This is a genomic window from Pseudozobellia sp. WGM2, from assembly GCF_017810075.1.
Taxonomy (GTDB): domain Bacteria; phylum Bacteroidota; class Bacteroidia; order Flavobacteriales; family Flavobacteriaceae; genus JADNYK01.
Genome location: NZ_JADNYK010000007.1, coordinates 206291 through 223115, shown reverse-complemented (window position 1 = coordinate 223115; position 16825 = coordinate 206291). Strand labels below are relative to the sequence as shown.

Sequence of the window (16825 nt, the reverse complement as noted above, 5' to 3'; positions counted from 1 at the left end):
ACAGTTCAAATAACTATGATTATAAGATACTGGTCATTAAAAAAATTTTTTAAGTGAATATGGAAATATTGACTAACATAAGAAAATATGACTGGTAATATTTATAAGATTTACTGTTATCAGATCGTTTTTTAATCTAGTGTAGGTTCATAGTAAAGTATTATTGAACCTGATGTTAGTGTTGTTGTCTTAAGGAGTTTCAACTTGATCCTCTCCTTGATTTGGTCAAATAATTTTAGTCCTTGCCCTTCGATAATGGGGTGAACGCAAATTTGAAATTCGTCAATAAGATTGCTGTTTAACAGTTGAACAATCAAACTCCGACTTCCCACAGAAATATCCTTTCCTGATTGCTTTTTTAGTTCCAAAACTTTTTCGTTTAGTGGTTTGTCTGAAAGTTTTGCTGTGTTCCAGTTTGTGTCTTTTAATGTGTTGGAGGAAACAAGTTTAGGAACTTTGTCTATTGAAATTGCAAAGTCGTCCATCGATTTTTACCAGAAGGATTTTCCAAAATTGTTTTCCAAAATTGCATAAGTTCATAGGTTGTCCGTCCATATAAAATAATCCCAGCATTGTCTAACATGTCAGAATAATGTTGATGTAAATCTTCACTTGGAACTCCAGTTGTGTGGTCGCAAACACCATCAAGTGTCATATTAAATGCTGCAATTACTTTTCTCATTTTTTATTTAGAATTTTTATTGTTCTGGTATAGTGATATCATCCGTCATAATTACCGCTAATTTGCTTATAAAGTTGTAGATTTTATTGATATATTACGAATATATAGTAAAATTCAATTAAATAATTACCTTAAAAAATCAATTCCATCCATTAATTTTTTAATGTATTATTGCCCGATTTTAAATGTAGGGCCTTAGTTCGGAGTCGTAACAAGTTATTTTACTAGCGGTGTAACTAATCCATTTTCAAAATGATAATCTATAAAAGTATTTTACACTTCATAATTTCCCTCTATTTTTAAATAATCTTGATATCCAGTGTATTAGAAAGTTGGGCATTTACCGCGGACCTTGTTGCACTGGATTCAGGAGGCCTTAAAAAGAGCATTTGGAAAAGGAACCTCCATGCAGAAGAAGAGCATTATTATCCACGAAAGGAGTCATTGAGAGCTCAAAAAGTTGCTCCAAGAGCACAACAGGATTATTGGAAAATTTACTGAGGAAATGCTATTGTATTCCCAAAAGACTGGAACCAATCCCCAAGCGATTAAAGGGAAAACGCTAGCAAGATAATTAAGGTTATTGATAGAGATTTTGTATCGTTTTTTTGAACTCTACTTAAGGTGTTTTGGAAAATCCATTCGACCGCCCAAAACCCTTACGATGAATATTTGGTTCCCCATTATGTAGTAAAAGATTACGTGTGCCTTGTAACGATAACGTAGTAGCATTTTATCCTTTATGGCCACATATCTCCTACCAAGTTCGGGATTGTCGGCCAGTTCGTCCAAAACACTTTTGAGGCCCTCTGCATATTTTAAGGATTGTGCTTCCCCGAAATTTTCAACCGTGTATTTGGCAATGGTTTTAAAATCAGCCCTTGCCTTTGCACTGATGACATATTTATTTTCCGGCATTGTGCTCATTTATCGCTTCTTCCCAAATACTGTCTATAGTAGCATCGGTAGGACCACTCTCGACACCTTCAATAAGAGCTTCGTTCAGGTCCACTATGCGTTTTCTGCGCTCTTGATCCTTCCGGATTATGTCCCTGATATATTCACTATCGTTAGTGTAGAACCCCTGCTCTATCAAACTTTTGACAAAGGTATCTTGTTGTTCCGTAAAAGTGATGGATTTTCTAATTACCGCCATATTGAACCAATATTAATAACTATGGTTCAATTTAGGTCTTTTTTATGGACTAGGCAAGTATCCTATATTTGGATTTTAGCCTAAGTTGCGATTTCTAAATTATCATTTGTAGAAAAAGGGGAAGGCTACAATTGTTGCGCTTTTTAGAACGTACTTAAGAATAACTTGCCCTCATTGTTTTTATCATCTAATTTCAAACAGACATCTTCTGACGAAATAAAATTTGGGTGATTTTTGGGTAGGTCAGAATCAATTAAGGTAATAATGTATTGAATATTATATATATCACATATTTGTTTTACTAAATTTATATAACGTACCTTAATTCTATTGTCTAAGCCTTCTAGAACACCATCATGATATACAAATTTGTAAAAGGAGTTTTTTGAGTAGTGAATAAGTAATGAAAGATCAAAAGCAACACAAAGCAACTTTTTGTATGTAGTTCCTTGCCCTTCCGCAGTTTTTAAAAGATCACTTTTATTCTGATAATCAGCATTAAAATCGACGTTATCTTGGTTATTTAATTTCAACGATATTAAAGCGTTAGTATTTATTATTTCCTTAATAACGGAATTGAAGATTTTATTTATTCCAGCGTGCTTCCGTTCAGAAAGGGAAGCCTTTAACTCAATAACTTTCTCTTGAATTAATTCTTTTTTTTCTGTTATTTCATTTTCGAGCAAAATAGAATTATCGATGGCTAATAATTTATCCTTAATTCTTGTAATCTCTACTTCTGCTTCGACAATTTTCTTTTGATATTCCTTAAATTTATAGTAACTATCTTTTTCTGTAAGAACCGATAAATATCTACTTTTTTGATTCTCTAATTGTTCGATAGTTTTATTCAGTTCTAGATACTCATTTTCAAGGTTTTCTAAGTTTTCCGAGAGATATACTTTCCTTTCAATTGTTATTGATTTTTGGAAACGAACCAAATCTTCATATTCTTTTTTTAGCTTCTCCGGATAATATAAATTCACTTCTTCAAACAAATCATCGATAGATTTTTGATCAATGCTATCTATTATTTCTGCTAGAGAATTTTTTATTTTTTTTATCTCATAAGCTATTCTATATCGATCAGTATTTAAAGCCTGGAGTTCTAAATCAATTTTCTCAACTAATTCTTTGTTAACTTTAAGATCTTCTTCATAAAAATCGAAATTGTCAATTTGACTTTGTGCATCATCAAATTCTATTAATTTGATATCTAATAGACCTTGTAGTTTATCTTTTTCCGAAGAATCAATTCGAGCTTCTTGTTTGAGAGTTTGAACTTTCTTTTTAAGAGTTTCAATTTCTTCTTCAATTTCTAATTTATTTAATATTAAATTTCCATTAAAGCCAAGTAAGTCGAACACGAATGGTTTCCAATCTTTATGCTTCCCTTTAAATTTATTTAATTTAAAAACATCGAGATAATCTTGCTGACTTCTTAAGAAATAAGTAATCGATTTTCGATAAGTCCAGTTTTGTAATACGTTAAAATTCAGAAGTTCATTTAACTTTTCTTGAGCTTTCTTAAATGTTAAAGTCTCATCCCAGTTTTGGCTAAGTTGAAAATCATTCAATTCTACATCATTTAATTTGAATGAAATTTTGGTGGCATTATCTATCGATCTTTTAATGACTAAAAATTTCCCATTATTTAGCTTAAATTCACCATAGAATTCCTGCCCAAAAAAGATATCATTACCAAGTAATTTATCATTATTTCTATTGAAACCGGAAAGTAAGAGGAAGTCTATTACTCTTATTAAGGATGTTTTTCCAAGGTTATGAGTATCATCTTTATGTTCACTTTCTATATAAGCTACAATAGCATTGAAACCATCATTAAATTTGATGTTTTTAAAATTTTTATTCGCATATATTCTACTAATCTTCATTTTCAGTGGTAACAAGTTCTATAGCATCGATATCTTTAATGTACTGAACTCTTCCAATAGAGTAAAGGAAAGTAAGAGCGAAATCAAAATTGTATTTGGATTTTGAGCCGAGGTCATTAATTAGGGAGTCTTTAAGATCATCATATGTAAGTAATCTTTCGAAGTGAAGATACTTTAAAAGTTTTCCAGCTATAAATAAAACTGAGTAGCGAATATTAGTATGTTTAGTTGGTGTTAGCATAATTATTCGTTGACCCCAATGTCACAATTATAGTACATATAGTGTAAAAACACTCGAACTAAACGTCTATTCTGTGTAAGTTCAGGATTATTTTCAACAATAAATTTGTATAAATAATTCAAGATTTCTTCAAATTTTTCGAATTCATCACGGTGCAAAACTATTTCTTCGTTGATGTCTTCTATTGTATTTTCATACTTATTTAGATATTCAGAGTTTATTTCATCAGTTAGAAAATCTCTAATTTGATCAAAGTAGATAATATTCTTCTTTATTACAGAATTGAAATATTCTTCACTTAACTCATTAAGCTCATTTTTTGTTTCTATATCTCGATTCTCAGGTATTTTAGGAATTACCTTTTCTTCCTCATTTGAAATTTTATTGAAAGTATTTATTATTTCTTTTAAATCATTTTCATTAAAATTTAATGGGAGTAATAGTTTATTTAGATTTAGAACTCTAGCAATTCTAGGATATTCTTTTAACCAAAGGTCTATAGTTTCAATACCAATAACTCTATTGGTAACCCCAGTATTCTTATCAAAAATATCTTCAATTTTGGCATCTTGAATTCCACTTAATTTCCTGTTTGTGAAAAGTAAGTAAAAATCAACTTTATTGTCTTTTTTTAACTTTTCAATTGAGGGTAGTACACTATTTTTTAGAATAGTTTGAAAACCACTATCGGAGCAACTTGAATTTATTTTTTGGGTATGTTTTGCTTGTATTACTATTTTACCATTCCATGGCGATGATTTACTTGGGAAACAATTAGCAACACCATCAAATTTACCATCCCTTCCACCATCCGTTCCAGTAGAAAATACAACTGTACCTGTTCCTAAAATTTCCTTGCAAATGAGTGCTACAAGGTCTTCAAATTCTTTATCAGTGAGATTTTCTAATGGATATTTCATATATATGGCACAAAAGTATTTAAACCTAGTTGCAGTAACTTCATATCAGTTGACCTTTTTTATAAGTATGCACAATAAAAAATAAATTACATCATTAGAAGGATTTCTACATTGTTGGGGCCAATGAATATAACAAGGTTCTACAATAGATAAAAATATATCTAGTGGTGCTTATAGGGCCTCAGTTTTCCATCAAGACCTCGATGCCTTAAATATTTGTAGTAGGTCGCCCTTGAAATTTTTAACCGCTCGCATATTTCCGTAACGGTCAATCTTCCTTCTTTAAAATATTCCTCGCAAAGAACGGCCTTTTGTTTGTTCTTTTCGCTGATTCCCTTGGGCGCTCCTAAAACTTTACCCCTTCTCCTTGCTGACTGTAAACCTGCTTTGGTCCGTTCGATGATGATATCCCTCTCAAGTTGCGCCAAGGAAGCAAATAGGTTGATGATGAACTCCGAATGGGAAGACCTTTCGGTAGTATCAATAAACGGTTCGGTAATACTCTTGAACTTGACCCCCTTTTCATCGAGCTCGTTCATCAGTTTCGTAAAGTGGATCAAACTTCTCGCCAGTCTGTCCAGTTTCCATACAACTATTGTATCACCCTCCCTGACAAAGTTCAATAACCTTGACAAACTTTTTCGTTCTTCCCTTGAACTGGAAACCTTATCGGTAAAAATGTTCTTTTCTTTTATCCCCTCTTTGAGGAGAGCATCAATCTGGAGATTAAGATTCTGTTCTGCGGTACTTACCCTTGCGTATCCAAAAACCATTCTTAAAGTTTATTTAAAGGTAAATAATTAAACTAATTAATTTATACGGTAAATTAAACTTTTTGAAAATAATGTTTCCGCTTTTCTTCAAAAGTTCAATAAAACGGTCATTTAATTATACTCTATATCAAATTTATTTAGATAAATAGGAAAGCTGTTGATATGAAGACTGGTTCTTTGCATTTTATTTAAATGTTTTGTATGTAAGTTACTTTCTGATTTTAAGTTCATCGCAATTCAAAGGTAACTCGTCGGGTATATTATTTCTAAAGGGTCATTAGGCCATATTTTTGAAAATTGAGCATTTTAATTTTTTATATGAATACTTCCTATCTGCTAATTGACTTTTTAAAAGAATATATCTTTTCAATCAGAAAGGTGAAATTCTTAAATGGCGCTCTTTTCTTAGTGATTGTTTTCAATTCTTGTAATAAAAATGATACCGTAATAGAGGAGGAAGACCCAATTGACCAAATATTAAACGACTCTATAATAAATGACACAACAATTGCGGTCATTGATCCAATACCTCATGAGCAATTTGCTGCAGAAAATTTTGGAAATCCCATGGTGGCAAATTTTGTGGGAAAGCTTACGGATTTTGATGGTAATTCCTTGCCAGACGTACAAATTAAAATTGGTGACCGAATTGCATTAAGCGATAGCAATGGCGTATTTATTTTAAACGAGGTTTCGGTAAACGAAAAATTTGCTTTCGTTACAGCTGAGAAAACAGATTATATCATGGGGTCAAGAGCAGTAGTTCCGACCACCAATGGCAGCAACTTTATTAATATTACCTTATTAAAAAAGAATATTGTTGGAATCGTAGATGCAGGTGTAAGCTCAGAAACAAGCCTACCAAACGGAGCAAAGGTGAGTTTTTCGGGGAATTTTATAGATAACTTGGGAGCTCCCTATACAGGTAAAGTAGAAGTTTCAATGCACTATTTAGAGCCCAATCAGAATTCTACATTTGCCCAAATGCCAGGAATGTTACTTGGAAAAAGTGAAAATAATGATGCCAAGGCTATGGAAAGCTATGGTATGTTAGCTGTAAATCTATATTCCCCTTCGGGTGCAGTTTTAAACATTTCAAAAGATGCACCGGCTAAAATCCGTTTTCCTGTTTCTTCTACAACACCAAATTCACCAGAAACTATTCCGCTTTGGTATTTTGATGAATCAGTGGGGTACTGGAAAGAGCAAGGGAAAGCAACAAAAATCGGTAATGAATTATTAGCAGAAGTCTATCATTTTACCTGGTGGAACAATTGTCTGCCTCTTGATTCAGTTGATGTGTGTTTTGAATTAAATACAGGCGTAGATTTAGCAAATTCATATTTTACGATAACTAGAGAACGAAATGATCAACTCGTGGTTTCTGGTGCAACCAATGATAATGGTTTATTTTGTGGTTTATTCCCGAAAGACGAAATGCTCTTGGTTTCCATTTATGGATCTTGCGACGATCAAAACCTCCTTGCAACTCAAAGAATAGGACCATACCCTATGAACATCTCAAATATTGAGATAAATATCAGCGAGTTATCATCCTATTTTACCAACACAAGATTAAGAGGTACGGTGACCAACTGTGATAATTCCCCTGTAACAAATGGTTATGCATATGTTTATACAATAGCCGATGCAAAAGACTTTGAGATAATACCAATAATTAATGGCGAAATCAACTCAAGGTTTACGTATTGTTCGGCGAATGAATACCGCATTATAACCTATGATGTTACATCCAATGCTGTGTCCTCAGAGGGTAATTTAAACATTGTCGAAAATGGAATCACCGATTTAGGAGATCTTGTGGCCTGCGAAAAGGAAACTGGAGAAATATATGAAGGGTCGATAACTTTAGGAACCCAAGAGGATGTAGAAGAATTTGGATTACTGGGGTACTCTAAAATAACTGGAAATTTAAATATTCTAATAGAATCCAAGAGAAATAGTTTGGTATTCGAACCAACAGATATTACATTTCTTGTAAGCCTAGTTGATCTAACAGAAATTGGAGGTGATCTAAAAATCGCAGGTAGTGAAGTTGTGAGTTTAAAGGGCTTAGAAAATTTAACTTCGGTAGGAGGCGACGTACTTATTCATGATAATAATAACCTTGATTCTTTGGGAGATTTAGAAAAATTAACATCTATTGGAGGTGATTTAACTGTTGTTTACAATGATAATTTACCCACCTTAACAGGTTTGGAAAATCTAACCTCCGTAGTTGGTTCAGTTGATATTTCCTATCATGCCGCTCTAACCTCTATGACAGGTTTAGAAAACTTAGCATTCATAGGTAATTATCTAAAGATAGATGGTAATATTAGTCTGGTCAATTTGTCGGCATTTGAAAAAATAACTTCGATAAGTAGTACAGTCCGTATTACGGATAACCCTAAACTTACCTCTTTGTTAGAATTAAAGAATATAACTTCCGTAGGCCAAGATATGTCGATAGGCAATAACCCGGACCTTACGTCCTTAATAGGTCTAGAAAAAATAACTTCGGTTGGGGGTAAAGTAATTATTCATGATACGGGCATTACTTCATTAAGAGGGTTAGAGAATTTAATTTCCGTAGGAGATGATTTAAATATTAGTCTTAATAGAAATCTTATATCCTTGAGAGGATTAGAAAGTCTTTCGTCTGTTGAAGGAAGAATTTATATTGGGCGCTTAAATGCAGCTAACCGCGAACTTTCCGATTTTTGTGCTTTAGCCAATCTTTTTAATAGTGGGACCTACAATGAGGTATATATAACTAATAATATGTACAATCCAACCGTTCAAGACATTCAGGATGGTAACTGTAAAGAGTAATTAAATCCTACGTTTATTTGAACTTTGAAACCAACTTCGTTTAAGAGAGTACAAATCTACGATTTCATGGAATGCTAAAGTTTCCAAGCCTCGGAGAAAGGCTGGTTATACTCGTCTCCAAAACCGCCGAAGCGGTCTTTCTTCCTACGACATCACGACCCGCTCAGGCATGCTCAAAAGCGCAAGCGACTAATTAGCCACTTGGACCTTTTTTCACTTCCCACAGAAAATCTTTACATTTCAATGCCAATTACCATTTTTGACAAACTTCCCATATATAGGTGAAATATTCAAAAATCTACTTAAATCATTAATTAATGAGCTAAGTAATTATTTAGGTAAACGATTACATAGCCTAGTTTTTCAAAGGGCCCAACAGGCACCCGAACCATGTCCTTTGTCATCGCAAAAATCAATCTTGAACTAAGATTCAGTTATCTCTATTATTGTAGAAGGGTCAGCATAGGACAGAACGGTCGGCAAAATTTACCGCGGTTGAATACCATATTTTTGGGTGTGGTCATCTTAATGAAGCATACATATTACTAGCAAAATATTTTTTTAGGTTTTTCGCAATTGGGTCATAAGTTCCCCCATTATATTTCATTAAAGATTAAACCGCCTTTTAGGAATTATCCTTAAAAATAATAGCATCATAAATCTTTCAACGTGGATATCGATTTGTTCGGCCATGTTCCTGCGGAGGTTGAAAAACCTCCACCTACAATCCTGACCGAACGGGCGACTTTCGCCCACCTGCTTTCAGTCGTCTTTGCGTCTCGGGTTTTTCAACCCCCTCAGAGCCGCGCAAAAGAACAAGCGGCGGAAAAGCCGCTTGCCCTTTTTTCTCCCTACCCACAAAAAAATGAATATTTCCGCATTTCCTTGATTTTTTCAACGCCATATTGGACCGGATAAATTCCCCGATTGGCCTTAAATAATCTCATATGGTTTCATATGATTTTATGAGTTAAATAATTGAATATAAGATAGTTAAATTTAAATTCTATAGCTTATATTTATCCGTGAAACGGATAGCAAGGTGCATTCTAAGTAACTTAGAATTGTCTACTTCTGACGAAGTGTTTTGCCCTGAAAAGCAACGAAAATGGAACAACGAAAAAGAGGACGAAAACGATTGGGAAATAAGAAGCGGTACCATAACGTCATGCTACGGTTTAACGATACCGAATATGATAAATTGAGGAAAATCTGTGAATCCTATAATCTGGATGTTTCGCAAAGAGGAACGATAAGTCCGCTTTTAAGAAGGTTGGTTTTGCAACAAGTGGCAGAAGAAAAAGATAGGCTCCCCGACACTTCAAATCTTGCCTACCATATCAACAAGATAGGTAACAACATCAACCAGTTGGTCAAGGTCGCGCACCATAAGAACCTGAGAAGCCCGAACAGTAGTTTGCAAAACGAGATACAAAAAACAAACGAACTGCTGTACTCGCTCATTGAAATAACAATGGAAGAAAAAACAGGATGATAGCAAAGATTATTTATGGCGAAACCTGTACGGGAACATTGAACTATGTCTTCGGGAAAGAAGGTATGCGAATACTCGGTTACGGCAACACGTTTACCCAAAGCATATCGCCAAAGTTCTTCGGGGGCGTGCTCCATTTTCAGGGACAGCGCAACGCCACCAAGAATCGCTATGCACATATCAGCCTGAACCTTCCGCACGGGGAACACCTTGAAGACGATACCTTCCTTAAAATCTCCGAGGAGTACATGGAAAATATGGGATATGGGGAACAACCATATGTAGTGGTACGGCACATGGATACCAAGCACGAACACGTCCATATCGTATCCACTATCGTAAAAGAAGATGGAAAAGTACTCGAAATCTTCAATAGCCATAGAAGGAGCATTGCGATACGGCAGTACCTAGAAAAAAAATATCGCCTTTCCCCGACACCGACCACAAAACAGAAAAGGGAACTTCCGATATACCGATTGCCAGGGCTACAATTCGGTATGGATGCGGAAAAAGGAACGAAATATTATTTGCAGGATGTACTGAACGGTATCAACCAAAAATACAAGGTGCGGAGTTTCGAGGAACTTGCAAGACTGGTCAAACCTTGTCATATCGAACTGAGAACCACTAAGAACGAATCGGGAAGGATAGGGGTGGCCTATGGTCTCAATAATCAAAAAGGCTACCGGACAAGGTTCATCAACGGTTCCAGCGTACACCGAGGGTTGAGTGGCCCGAAACTGCAAAAAGTATTCGATGTACATTCCAAATCGAGGTTGTTGCCCATACACCGCAAACGACTTTTGAAACAGATAGAGACGACCTATGGTCTCTTTCAAACCATCCAGCCCTACGAACTGGCGGATGTCCTGAAGGACTACCAAAGCATCGACATAAAATTGGACAAAGAACAAGACGTTATCGGAGGATTTACCATCTATGACAAATCTCGATATGTTTTCAGGGAAAGTGAGCTGAGCAAGAACATACGGATGCAAAACCGCAAGGATATTTTCGGGAACGGTAACGAACCTACGCAAATCGATACCGAAAGCAAACAGTTCAAATTGGAAGTGAACAAATTGATAAAAGAGGCATTGACCGCATCCTATTTGAAATCCCCAAAACAGAAAGGGTTGTTATCGGAATATGTTATGACCACAAACTTCGGAGATATCGTTCCAATCTTAACGGCCTCAAAAGCCCATAATTTCTTGGAACGTTACACCCCAAGAAATCAAAGGGCGAAATTCAGGAAAGCGGTAGAAGCTGCCTTTCCCATGGTCAAGGAAAGACTTCATGAACTGGAAACAAAAAAGGAAAAAGAAACCTTGGAAAGCAAATTCAAGCTAATCGGTAACGTATTGAAAAATGGCATTTTCGATGTCGGCACGGAACAGGGTAGCGTTCGGCTTTTGTTCCAATCTCTAGGCGTAAAGTATTAAAACAACGAGTTGTCCTTTACCAAATCGAACAAGCATGTGGTTCCCGTTCCTCTGGGGCATTTGCCCTTTCCCGAAAAAATGGAAAAATATGTGTCCTCGGGATTCGTCCGCCAGAACCATCTGTTGCTGGAAATGTTATCGGACCAGTCTTCCGATAACAGTCCCAAGCTGACGGCAGCTGCTATGTTCCTTCCAATGGTCTTTCCGAAGCTCTATGAACGAATGGATGCCATTTACAAAAAGCAATACGAAAGTGTCGCCTTGGGTTCCCATATTAAAAATGCCGAACGGACGCACGCACCTTTTGAAAAATCAGCCAAGGACTACATTGCCTTTTTCAATGCTAGGGGGTTCTATTTCGTAAAGGGAGAAAAAGGGTTCGAGGTCAAATCGATTTATACTGACAACGGTACAAGTTGCCCTTTACCAAAACGGACAAGCCAGTATTTGAATTCAATTCCCGATTTGACGACAGCATTAAAGGAACAATACCCGGTCATCAACAAACTTGCTGAAGAGGGCAGAAACAACCTCGAAAACCTATGGGCAGGATATTTGATGGAAAGGGGGATGTACGGTAAGGCCACCTATATGATAAGGGCAGAAAATATGCAGCCGAACTTGCATCTGGATATAGTGCACCACCATATGGATAACGGACTTCGGCAGTGCCTTGTTCAAGAATCCCAAAGACAATCCAGTATCCAACAGAACCGTTCGCTTAGAAAAGGCGTTTATGCCATCAGTTCAATATTGGGCGGTGGTGGCAAGAAAACCGAGGAGATGTACAATGGTTTCAAGGACGAGTTTACGGATTTTACTAAAAAGAAGAGAAAAAGCAATGGTATAGGACTTCCATGGTAAAAATCAAAGAGGTGTTAATGACAAGGGATTTTGCGCCCTATGGGCGCTTTTTTGTGGATAGGGAGAAGAAAGAAAAGCGGATTTCCAACTAAAAAATCTAAAAATTTATCACGGCATCCAAAGCCTCATCAGCTTCTTTATGTATAAAATTAGCCTGGTAGTTTATGGTCGTTTTTAAATCGCTGTGCCGATAAAGCTTTTGCAGCATCAGCGGATGAATCTTATCTCCTGCAATATTACCAAAGGAATGACGGGCAATATGCATGGTTATTTTTTTGCTGATCTCGGCCTTTTCAGCAATTTTCTTTAAATGTTTATTAAATTTTAAGGTACCATTTTTTGTACTACGCAGCATACGGTCGGTATTGTCACGGTCAATACCTCTTAATTCCGGAAAAATAAACTCATCAATGCTAAGATTGGGGTCAGCATACTGATTTATAATGCTCTGGAGCTTGTCCGATATTTTTAATGAAATTACCTTACTGTTTTTGTTCATCTTATAATAGAGCCGCCCTTCCTGAATATCCTTCCATCTTATTTTTAAAACATCCGCAATACGCATTCCTGCTAAGTAAAAGCTGAACAACCAAACATTCCGTGTATGGTTTTGAGGAGCATGTTCTGAAAGGTCTAAATTTTCGATACGGGCAATTTCTTTGCCGGTTAGACCTATTTTGACTGATTGAGGGATTTTAATTCTAATCTTGCCCTTTTCTGACCCAAATGGATAAGATTCCTGTTTTACCAGTTTTTCTTGTATAGCTCTATTGTACAGCGTGCGGATGAACATAAGAATATTGGCAATACTTCTGTCCCCTAGCGTGCCCCTAGACTTTAAATAACTTTTGAGGCCTCGAATAAAAGAAACGGTAATCTGGTCAAAGCTCAATGCTTTCTCTCCCACATAGTCCTTAATACGATTAAGCAACGGACGTTCACTATCGATACGAGAAAGTTTCTTGCTTTCTTCTAACTGCTTGAAGTGTTTTTCGGCATACTCAAAAAAGGAGTGTCCGGTAAATGTCGTTGTCAATTGCGATTTCACTTCCCGAACAGAAAAATGGTCACCATCTTTTGCCGCGGTATCCAATAAAATGGCATTCGCTTCCGCTTGCTTTATTGCAATCAGGTTGTTTAACCGTGAAGAATTAGGGTGAGATTTTTTCACACGCTGTTTGGTCTCGTCCCAAAATTTGGGGTCAAGATACTGACCTGTATAGAGATAAGTAGATTTTCTATCTTTTGTTACCCGAACTGAAATAGGAAAAAGACCTTTTTTGTTGCCTTTTTTTCTTAATATTACGTTAATGGATGCCATGTGTTCCTTGTATAACGGGATAAAGATACGAAAAATGGGTACAACATAGGTACAACAAATGGTGGTTTTTCTTGGTTTATTATGGTCTTATTTAATTTTTGGATTTATTTAAAATACACGTTTTCAGTTAAATAGATATATATGAGTTTAAAAGCATATAAGTTCGAGTCCTAGTAGGCCAACAAAAAAGCTTCTGATTTTCTAATCAGGAGCTTTTTGCATTTTAGGGGTCATTGAAATTGTTGTGCCACTAAAGGTAATTGTATATAAAAAAGGACACGTAGGTTCAATTAGACCAAATTAGAATGTGTTCGTAAGAAATGGATGGTTTTTAAATTTTGTCCAAGTCTAAACCGAATTCATACCCGTTTGGTCGGGATTTGTTGATAATTGAAAAATTTAGTCGATAATGGCATTAGGCGGTTGCGCGATTAGTTCTTATTTTTTTATAACCGAAAAGCAACAAGCAGGCTGTTATAAGCCCAGCGGTCAGCAATAACCATATTGGGGTAGGTTGGTCAGATAGGGGTGTGTTGTCCCCCAAGACCACATAACCTGCCCAATAATACGGATGTTTCAATTCTTTTATTTCGGTGTTTTTTAAATAATCCAATTTGGCCATTTGCAGTGCTTTTGACTTATTGTGGCCCATTTCAAGTTGTTTATAAAAGTTGACTACTATGGTCTTGCTGGCCACTTCATCGACCGCCCACAGCGTTGAGAGTACGCTTTTAGTACCTATATTAAAAAGACTTCTTGCGATGCTCATAACCCCCTCGCCCTTATTAACACCTCCAGCAGATGTTTTACACGCACTTAGGGCGACCATATCCGCTTGGCTTTTTAGAGCATATATTTCATCTAGATATAATTTTCTGTCGGCAAAAGCTATCCAGCCCGTATTTTCTGTACTTACATCTGCGTGGGTGGCCAAATGAACAATACTACTCTTTTGAAGTTGGGTCGCAAACTCGTCGGTGGTAGCAACTGGCCCACTAAAGGTTGTTCCCTTTAAAAGTGCTGTAATTTCGGAGGCTTCCATACCGCTGAAGACGAGTTCGGCCAAATCGATATTGTCAAAATTGATCGGTGCGAATGCGGCTAAATTACTTTTTGGCTCGTATTTAAATGTTCTTTGTTGGTTTAATAGGGAGGTTGAATAGGCGTATTGTATATCTATTTCTTGAACTAAATAGGTGTTAAGCTCCTTATCTGTCACTAAAGATTCAAAGGGGAGTTGCTGCAAGGCGCCATCGGGTATTATTAATAATGATTTTCCTTTAATTTGGCTGTAAATCGATGTAGGAAAAAGAGCTTTGAAAACCTTATTCGACGAGATAGGATCAAAATCATTTTTTGAGTTGTACGGGTGTGATCCTACGGCCTGTATTGTTTCAGATAATTGCTGATCAAAATTATCCTTATCCACTTTAAAAAGAGTGGCGTCGGTCGCAGTGGTATGCAGCCCATAAATTAAAGAATCTGCTGCCAGAAAATGAATTACGGTTCGAGTATTGGTAGTAAATCTATCTTGCAGGGTAGGTAGATCGACAATGGGCAGCCTTTCTTTATAAGCCGCGTAAGTCGGGTATTTTTTTGAGATTTGTTTTATAAAATTGCGATATTCCCTTTTTTTGGCTAGAATCACTTGTTTTAGCGAATCGAGTCTTTCTTTGGATAGTATTTCATTCTTGAACTTGTTCTCAGAAAGTGCAATTTCTCTTTTTATCTTAAAATCTAGTTGTGCAAGGCTGTCAGGTAGCTGAGAAAACGCTTTAGCTTTTTCATGGGTAATATCTTCTAAAAGTAATAGCGCCTTGTTTCGCTCCATAAAATACAGAGCTTCATCGGTGTCATTCAGATAATAACAAGTTTCTACCGCCTTGGCGTACAGTTCAGAGCTTTGCTCTCGCCAATATAACTTAGACGTGAATTCGGTATTCTCACGTTTGATGATATCAATCAGTTCATCGGCTTTTTTAAAGGTGGCCAATGCTAATTTTAAGTGGTTTTGGTCGCCTTTATGTTCATAATATTTTAACCAACCTTTAGCTTTGGCGGTTAAATGCTGAAGCAATGAGAGTTTGTCAAGGGTCAGCTCTAACTCTTCATGCTCTGGTAAGTTAAGTGGGCTTTCAGTAAGCCCATCGATATTTGTTACAAGTTGAATCGCTTTTTGATAATTATTGATTCCCCTCTCGAACTTTTTTCTTTCGAAGCTAAGGTCGCCTAGGTTCTCATAGGGGTAAGAGAAATCTGGGTTTTGTTTAATGGCCTTTAAGAGATTTGCCTTTGCATTTATGGTGTCGCCATTTTTTAGATAACAAAAACCTAGGTTGTTGTATACAATTTCAGGAATTTGCTCTCCATCATAATTCGATTGAATGATTTGATTGTAGGTACTGATTCCCTCATTATACTTTTCTAGTTCTAGGTTAAGATTGCCTTCTAGAATTTTCAATTGCATATGTTCATAGGTACTCTGTAAATTTTTCTCCGCTATAAGTTTTTGCCCTAATCTTACACAACGGTCTAGACTATCTTTATTTTTTATATAGCCCATTGTAGCATAGCAATTAGAAGTGTTGATGTATGATAGTAGAAGAAGTTGCCATTGGTTTTCTTTTTCTTTTGAAAATTGAACGGCATCCTTAAATTGGCTCAACGCTTCACTGAACTCGCCAATATCAGTTAGCACAAGGCCAAGATTATTCTTGGCGTAATGCTCTTTTTCATCGTTTATGGCCAATGCAATAATATCGTGATAGGCCCTTATAGATTCATACATTGATCCACTTGCTTTTAAAAAAAATGCAAGGTTGTACATTGATTGCCGTAATGATAAGGTGTCAACAGTTCGATGTTCACTTTTTAGTTCGATAGCCAATTGTGTATATTTAATGGCATTTTCGATGTCAGGCTCTAAATTGTTGTTCAACCAATTTCTGTAGTGCCATCTTAGGCCCAGGTCATGATAGCAATCTGCCAGGCTATCGCTACGGGTACTAACCAGATTCTCTACTAAAAGTGCTATCTTCTTTTCTTTTTCAGTGTGATCTAAATCAGAATTGATCAGATTTCGTAATGGGGTATGCTGACCGTGGCCCAATTGATTGAACAAAAAAGCCAATAATAAGCACAAGACATATGCCTTTGAAAAGAATGTAGTGTACCTATAAGTAAGTGAGGGCATGGGGG

At 36.1% G+C, this 16825-nt stretch carries 15 protein-coding genes; 5 read left to right on the top strand and 10 right to left on the bottom strand.

All coding sequences use genetic code 11. From position 1 onward, the window contains the following. Window positions 1-131 precede the first annotated feature (131 nt). From IV512_RS19920 to IV512_RS16195, 8 genes are all read right to left on the bottom strand, one after another. Window positions 132-485, bottom strand: coding sequence for a dihydrofolate reductase family protein (locus tag IV512_RS19920; protein WP_245224887.1), 354 nt, complete (start codon window positions 483-485; stop codon window positions 132-134). Further along, window positions 461-682 (bottom strand): hypothetical protein, encoded by a 222-nt coding sequence (locus IV512_RS19915; RefSeq protein WP_245224885.1) that lies wholly within the window; start codon window positions 680-682, stop codon window positions 461-463. Before IV512_RS19915 ends, IV512_RS19920 begins: the two co-directional genes overlap by 25 nt. A 615-nt stretch (window positions 683-1297) precedes the next feature. Further along, window positions 1298-1600, bottom strand: a complete 303-nt coding sequence (locus tag IV512_RS16215) for a type II toxin-antitoxin system RelE/ParE family toxin (RefSeq protein WP_209405232.1) — start codon at window positions 1598-1600, stop codon at window positions 1298-1300. After that, window positions 1587-1838, bottom strand: a complete 252-nt coding sequence (locus tag IV512_RS16210) for a type II toxin-antitoxin system ParD family antitoxin (RefSeq protein WP_187459683.1) — start codon at window positions 1836-1838, stop codon at window positions 1587-1589. The genes IV512_RS16215 and IV512_RS16210 overlap by 14 nt, the downstream gene beginning before the upstream one ends. Window positions 1839-1981: 143 nt before the next feature. Further along, a complete protein-coding gene (locus IV512_RS16205) occupies window positions 1982-3733 on the bottom strand; it encodes a DUF2326 domain-containing protein (RefSeq protein ID WP_209405230.1) in 1752 nt (583 codons plus the stop codon). Beyond that, a complete protein-coding gene (locus IV512_RS20080) occupies window positions 3723-3974 on the bottom strand; it encodes an ABC-three component system middle component 8 (RefSeq protein ID WP_371743308.1) in 252 nt (83 codons plus the stop codon). The genes IV512_RS16205 and IV512_RS20080 overlap by 11 nt, the downstream gene beginning before the upstream one ends. Before the next feature lie 2 nt (window positions 3975-3976). Beyond that, entirely contained in the window at window positions 3977-4894 is a 918-nt protein-coding gene (locus IV512_RS16200; protein ID WP_209405228.1) for an ABC-three component system protein, read from the bottom strand. A 161-nt stretch (window positions 4895-5055) separates the two neighbouring features. Beyond that, window positions 5056-5667: a recombinase family protein gene (locus tag IV512_RS16195; RefSeq protein ID WP_209405226.1), complete on the bottom strand. Its 612-nt coding sequence runs from the start codon at window positions 5665-5667 to the stop codon at window positions 5056-5058. Between the two features lie 297 nt (window positions 5668-5964). On the opposite strand from IV512_RS16195, the gene IV512_RS16190 reads away from it, so the two are divergent. The 5 genes from IV512_RS16190 (at window position 5965) to IV512_RS16170 (ending at window position 12306) form a co-directional block, all read left to right on the top strand. After that, window positions 5965-8502 (top strand): hypothetical protein, encoded by a 2538-nt coding sequence (locus IV512_RS16190; RefSeq protein WP_209405224.1) that lies wholly within the window; start codon window positions 5965-5967, stop codon window positions 8500-8502. Window positions 8503-9171: 669 nt separating this feature from the next. Then, window positions 9172-9420, top strand: a complete 249-nt coding sequence (locus IV512_RS16185; protein ID WP_209405222.1) for a hypothetical protein — start codon at window positions 9172-9174, stop codon at window positions 9418-9420. 190 nt (window positions 9421-9610) lie between these two features. Next, a complete protein-coding gene (gene mobC / locus IV512_RS16180) occupies window positions 9611-9997 on the top strand; it encodes a plasmid mobilization relaxosome protein MobC (protein WP_209405220.1) in 387 nt (128 codons plus the stop codon). Further along, on the top strand, window positions 9994-11442 hold the full coding sequence (locus IV512_RS16175; protein ID WP_209405218.1) for a relaxase/mobilization nuclease domain-containing protein: 1449 nt from the start codon (window positions 9994-9996) through the stop codon (window positions 11440-11442). Before mobC ends, IV512_RS16175 begins: the two co-directional genes overlap by 4 nt. A 9-nt stretch (window positions 11443-11451) precedes the next feature. Then, window positions 11452-12306, top strand: coding sequence for a hypothetical protein (locus IV512_RS16170; RefSeq protein WP_209405216.1), 855 nt, complete (start codon window positions 11452-11454; stop codon window positions 12304-12306). 97 nt (window positions 12307-12403) lie between these two features. On the opposite strand, the gene IV512_RS16165 is transcribed toward IV512_RS16170, so the two are convergent. Next, on the bottom strand, window positions 12404-13627 hold the full coding sequence (locus IV512_RS16165; RefSeq protein WP_209405214.1) for a site-specific integrase: 1224 nt from the start codon (window positions 13625-13627) through the stop codon (window positions 12404-12406). Window positions 13628-14042: 415 nt separating this feature from the next. Continuing rightward, a complete protein-coding gene (locus IV512_RS16160) occupies window positions 14043-16820 on the bottom strand; it encodes a CHAT domain-containing tetratricopeptide repeat protein (protein ID WP_209405212.1) in 2778 nt (925 codons plus the stop codon). Window positions 16821-16825 lie beyond the last annotated feature (5 nt).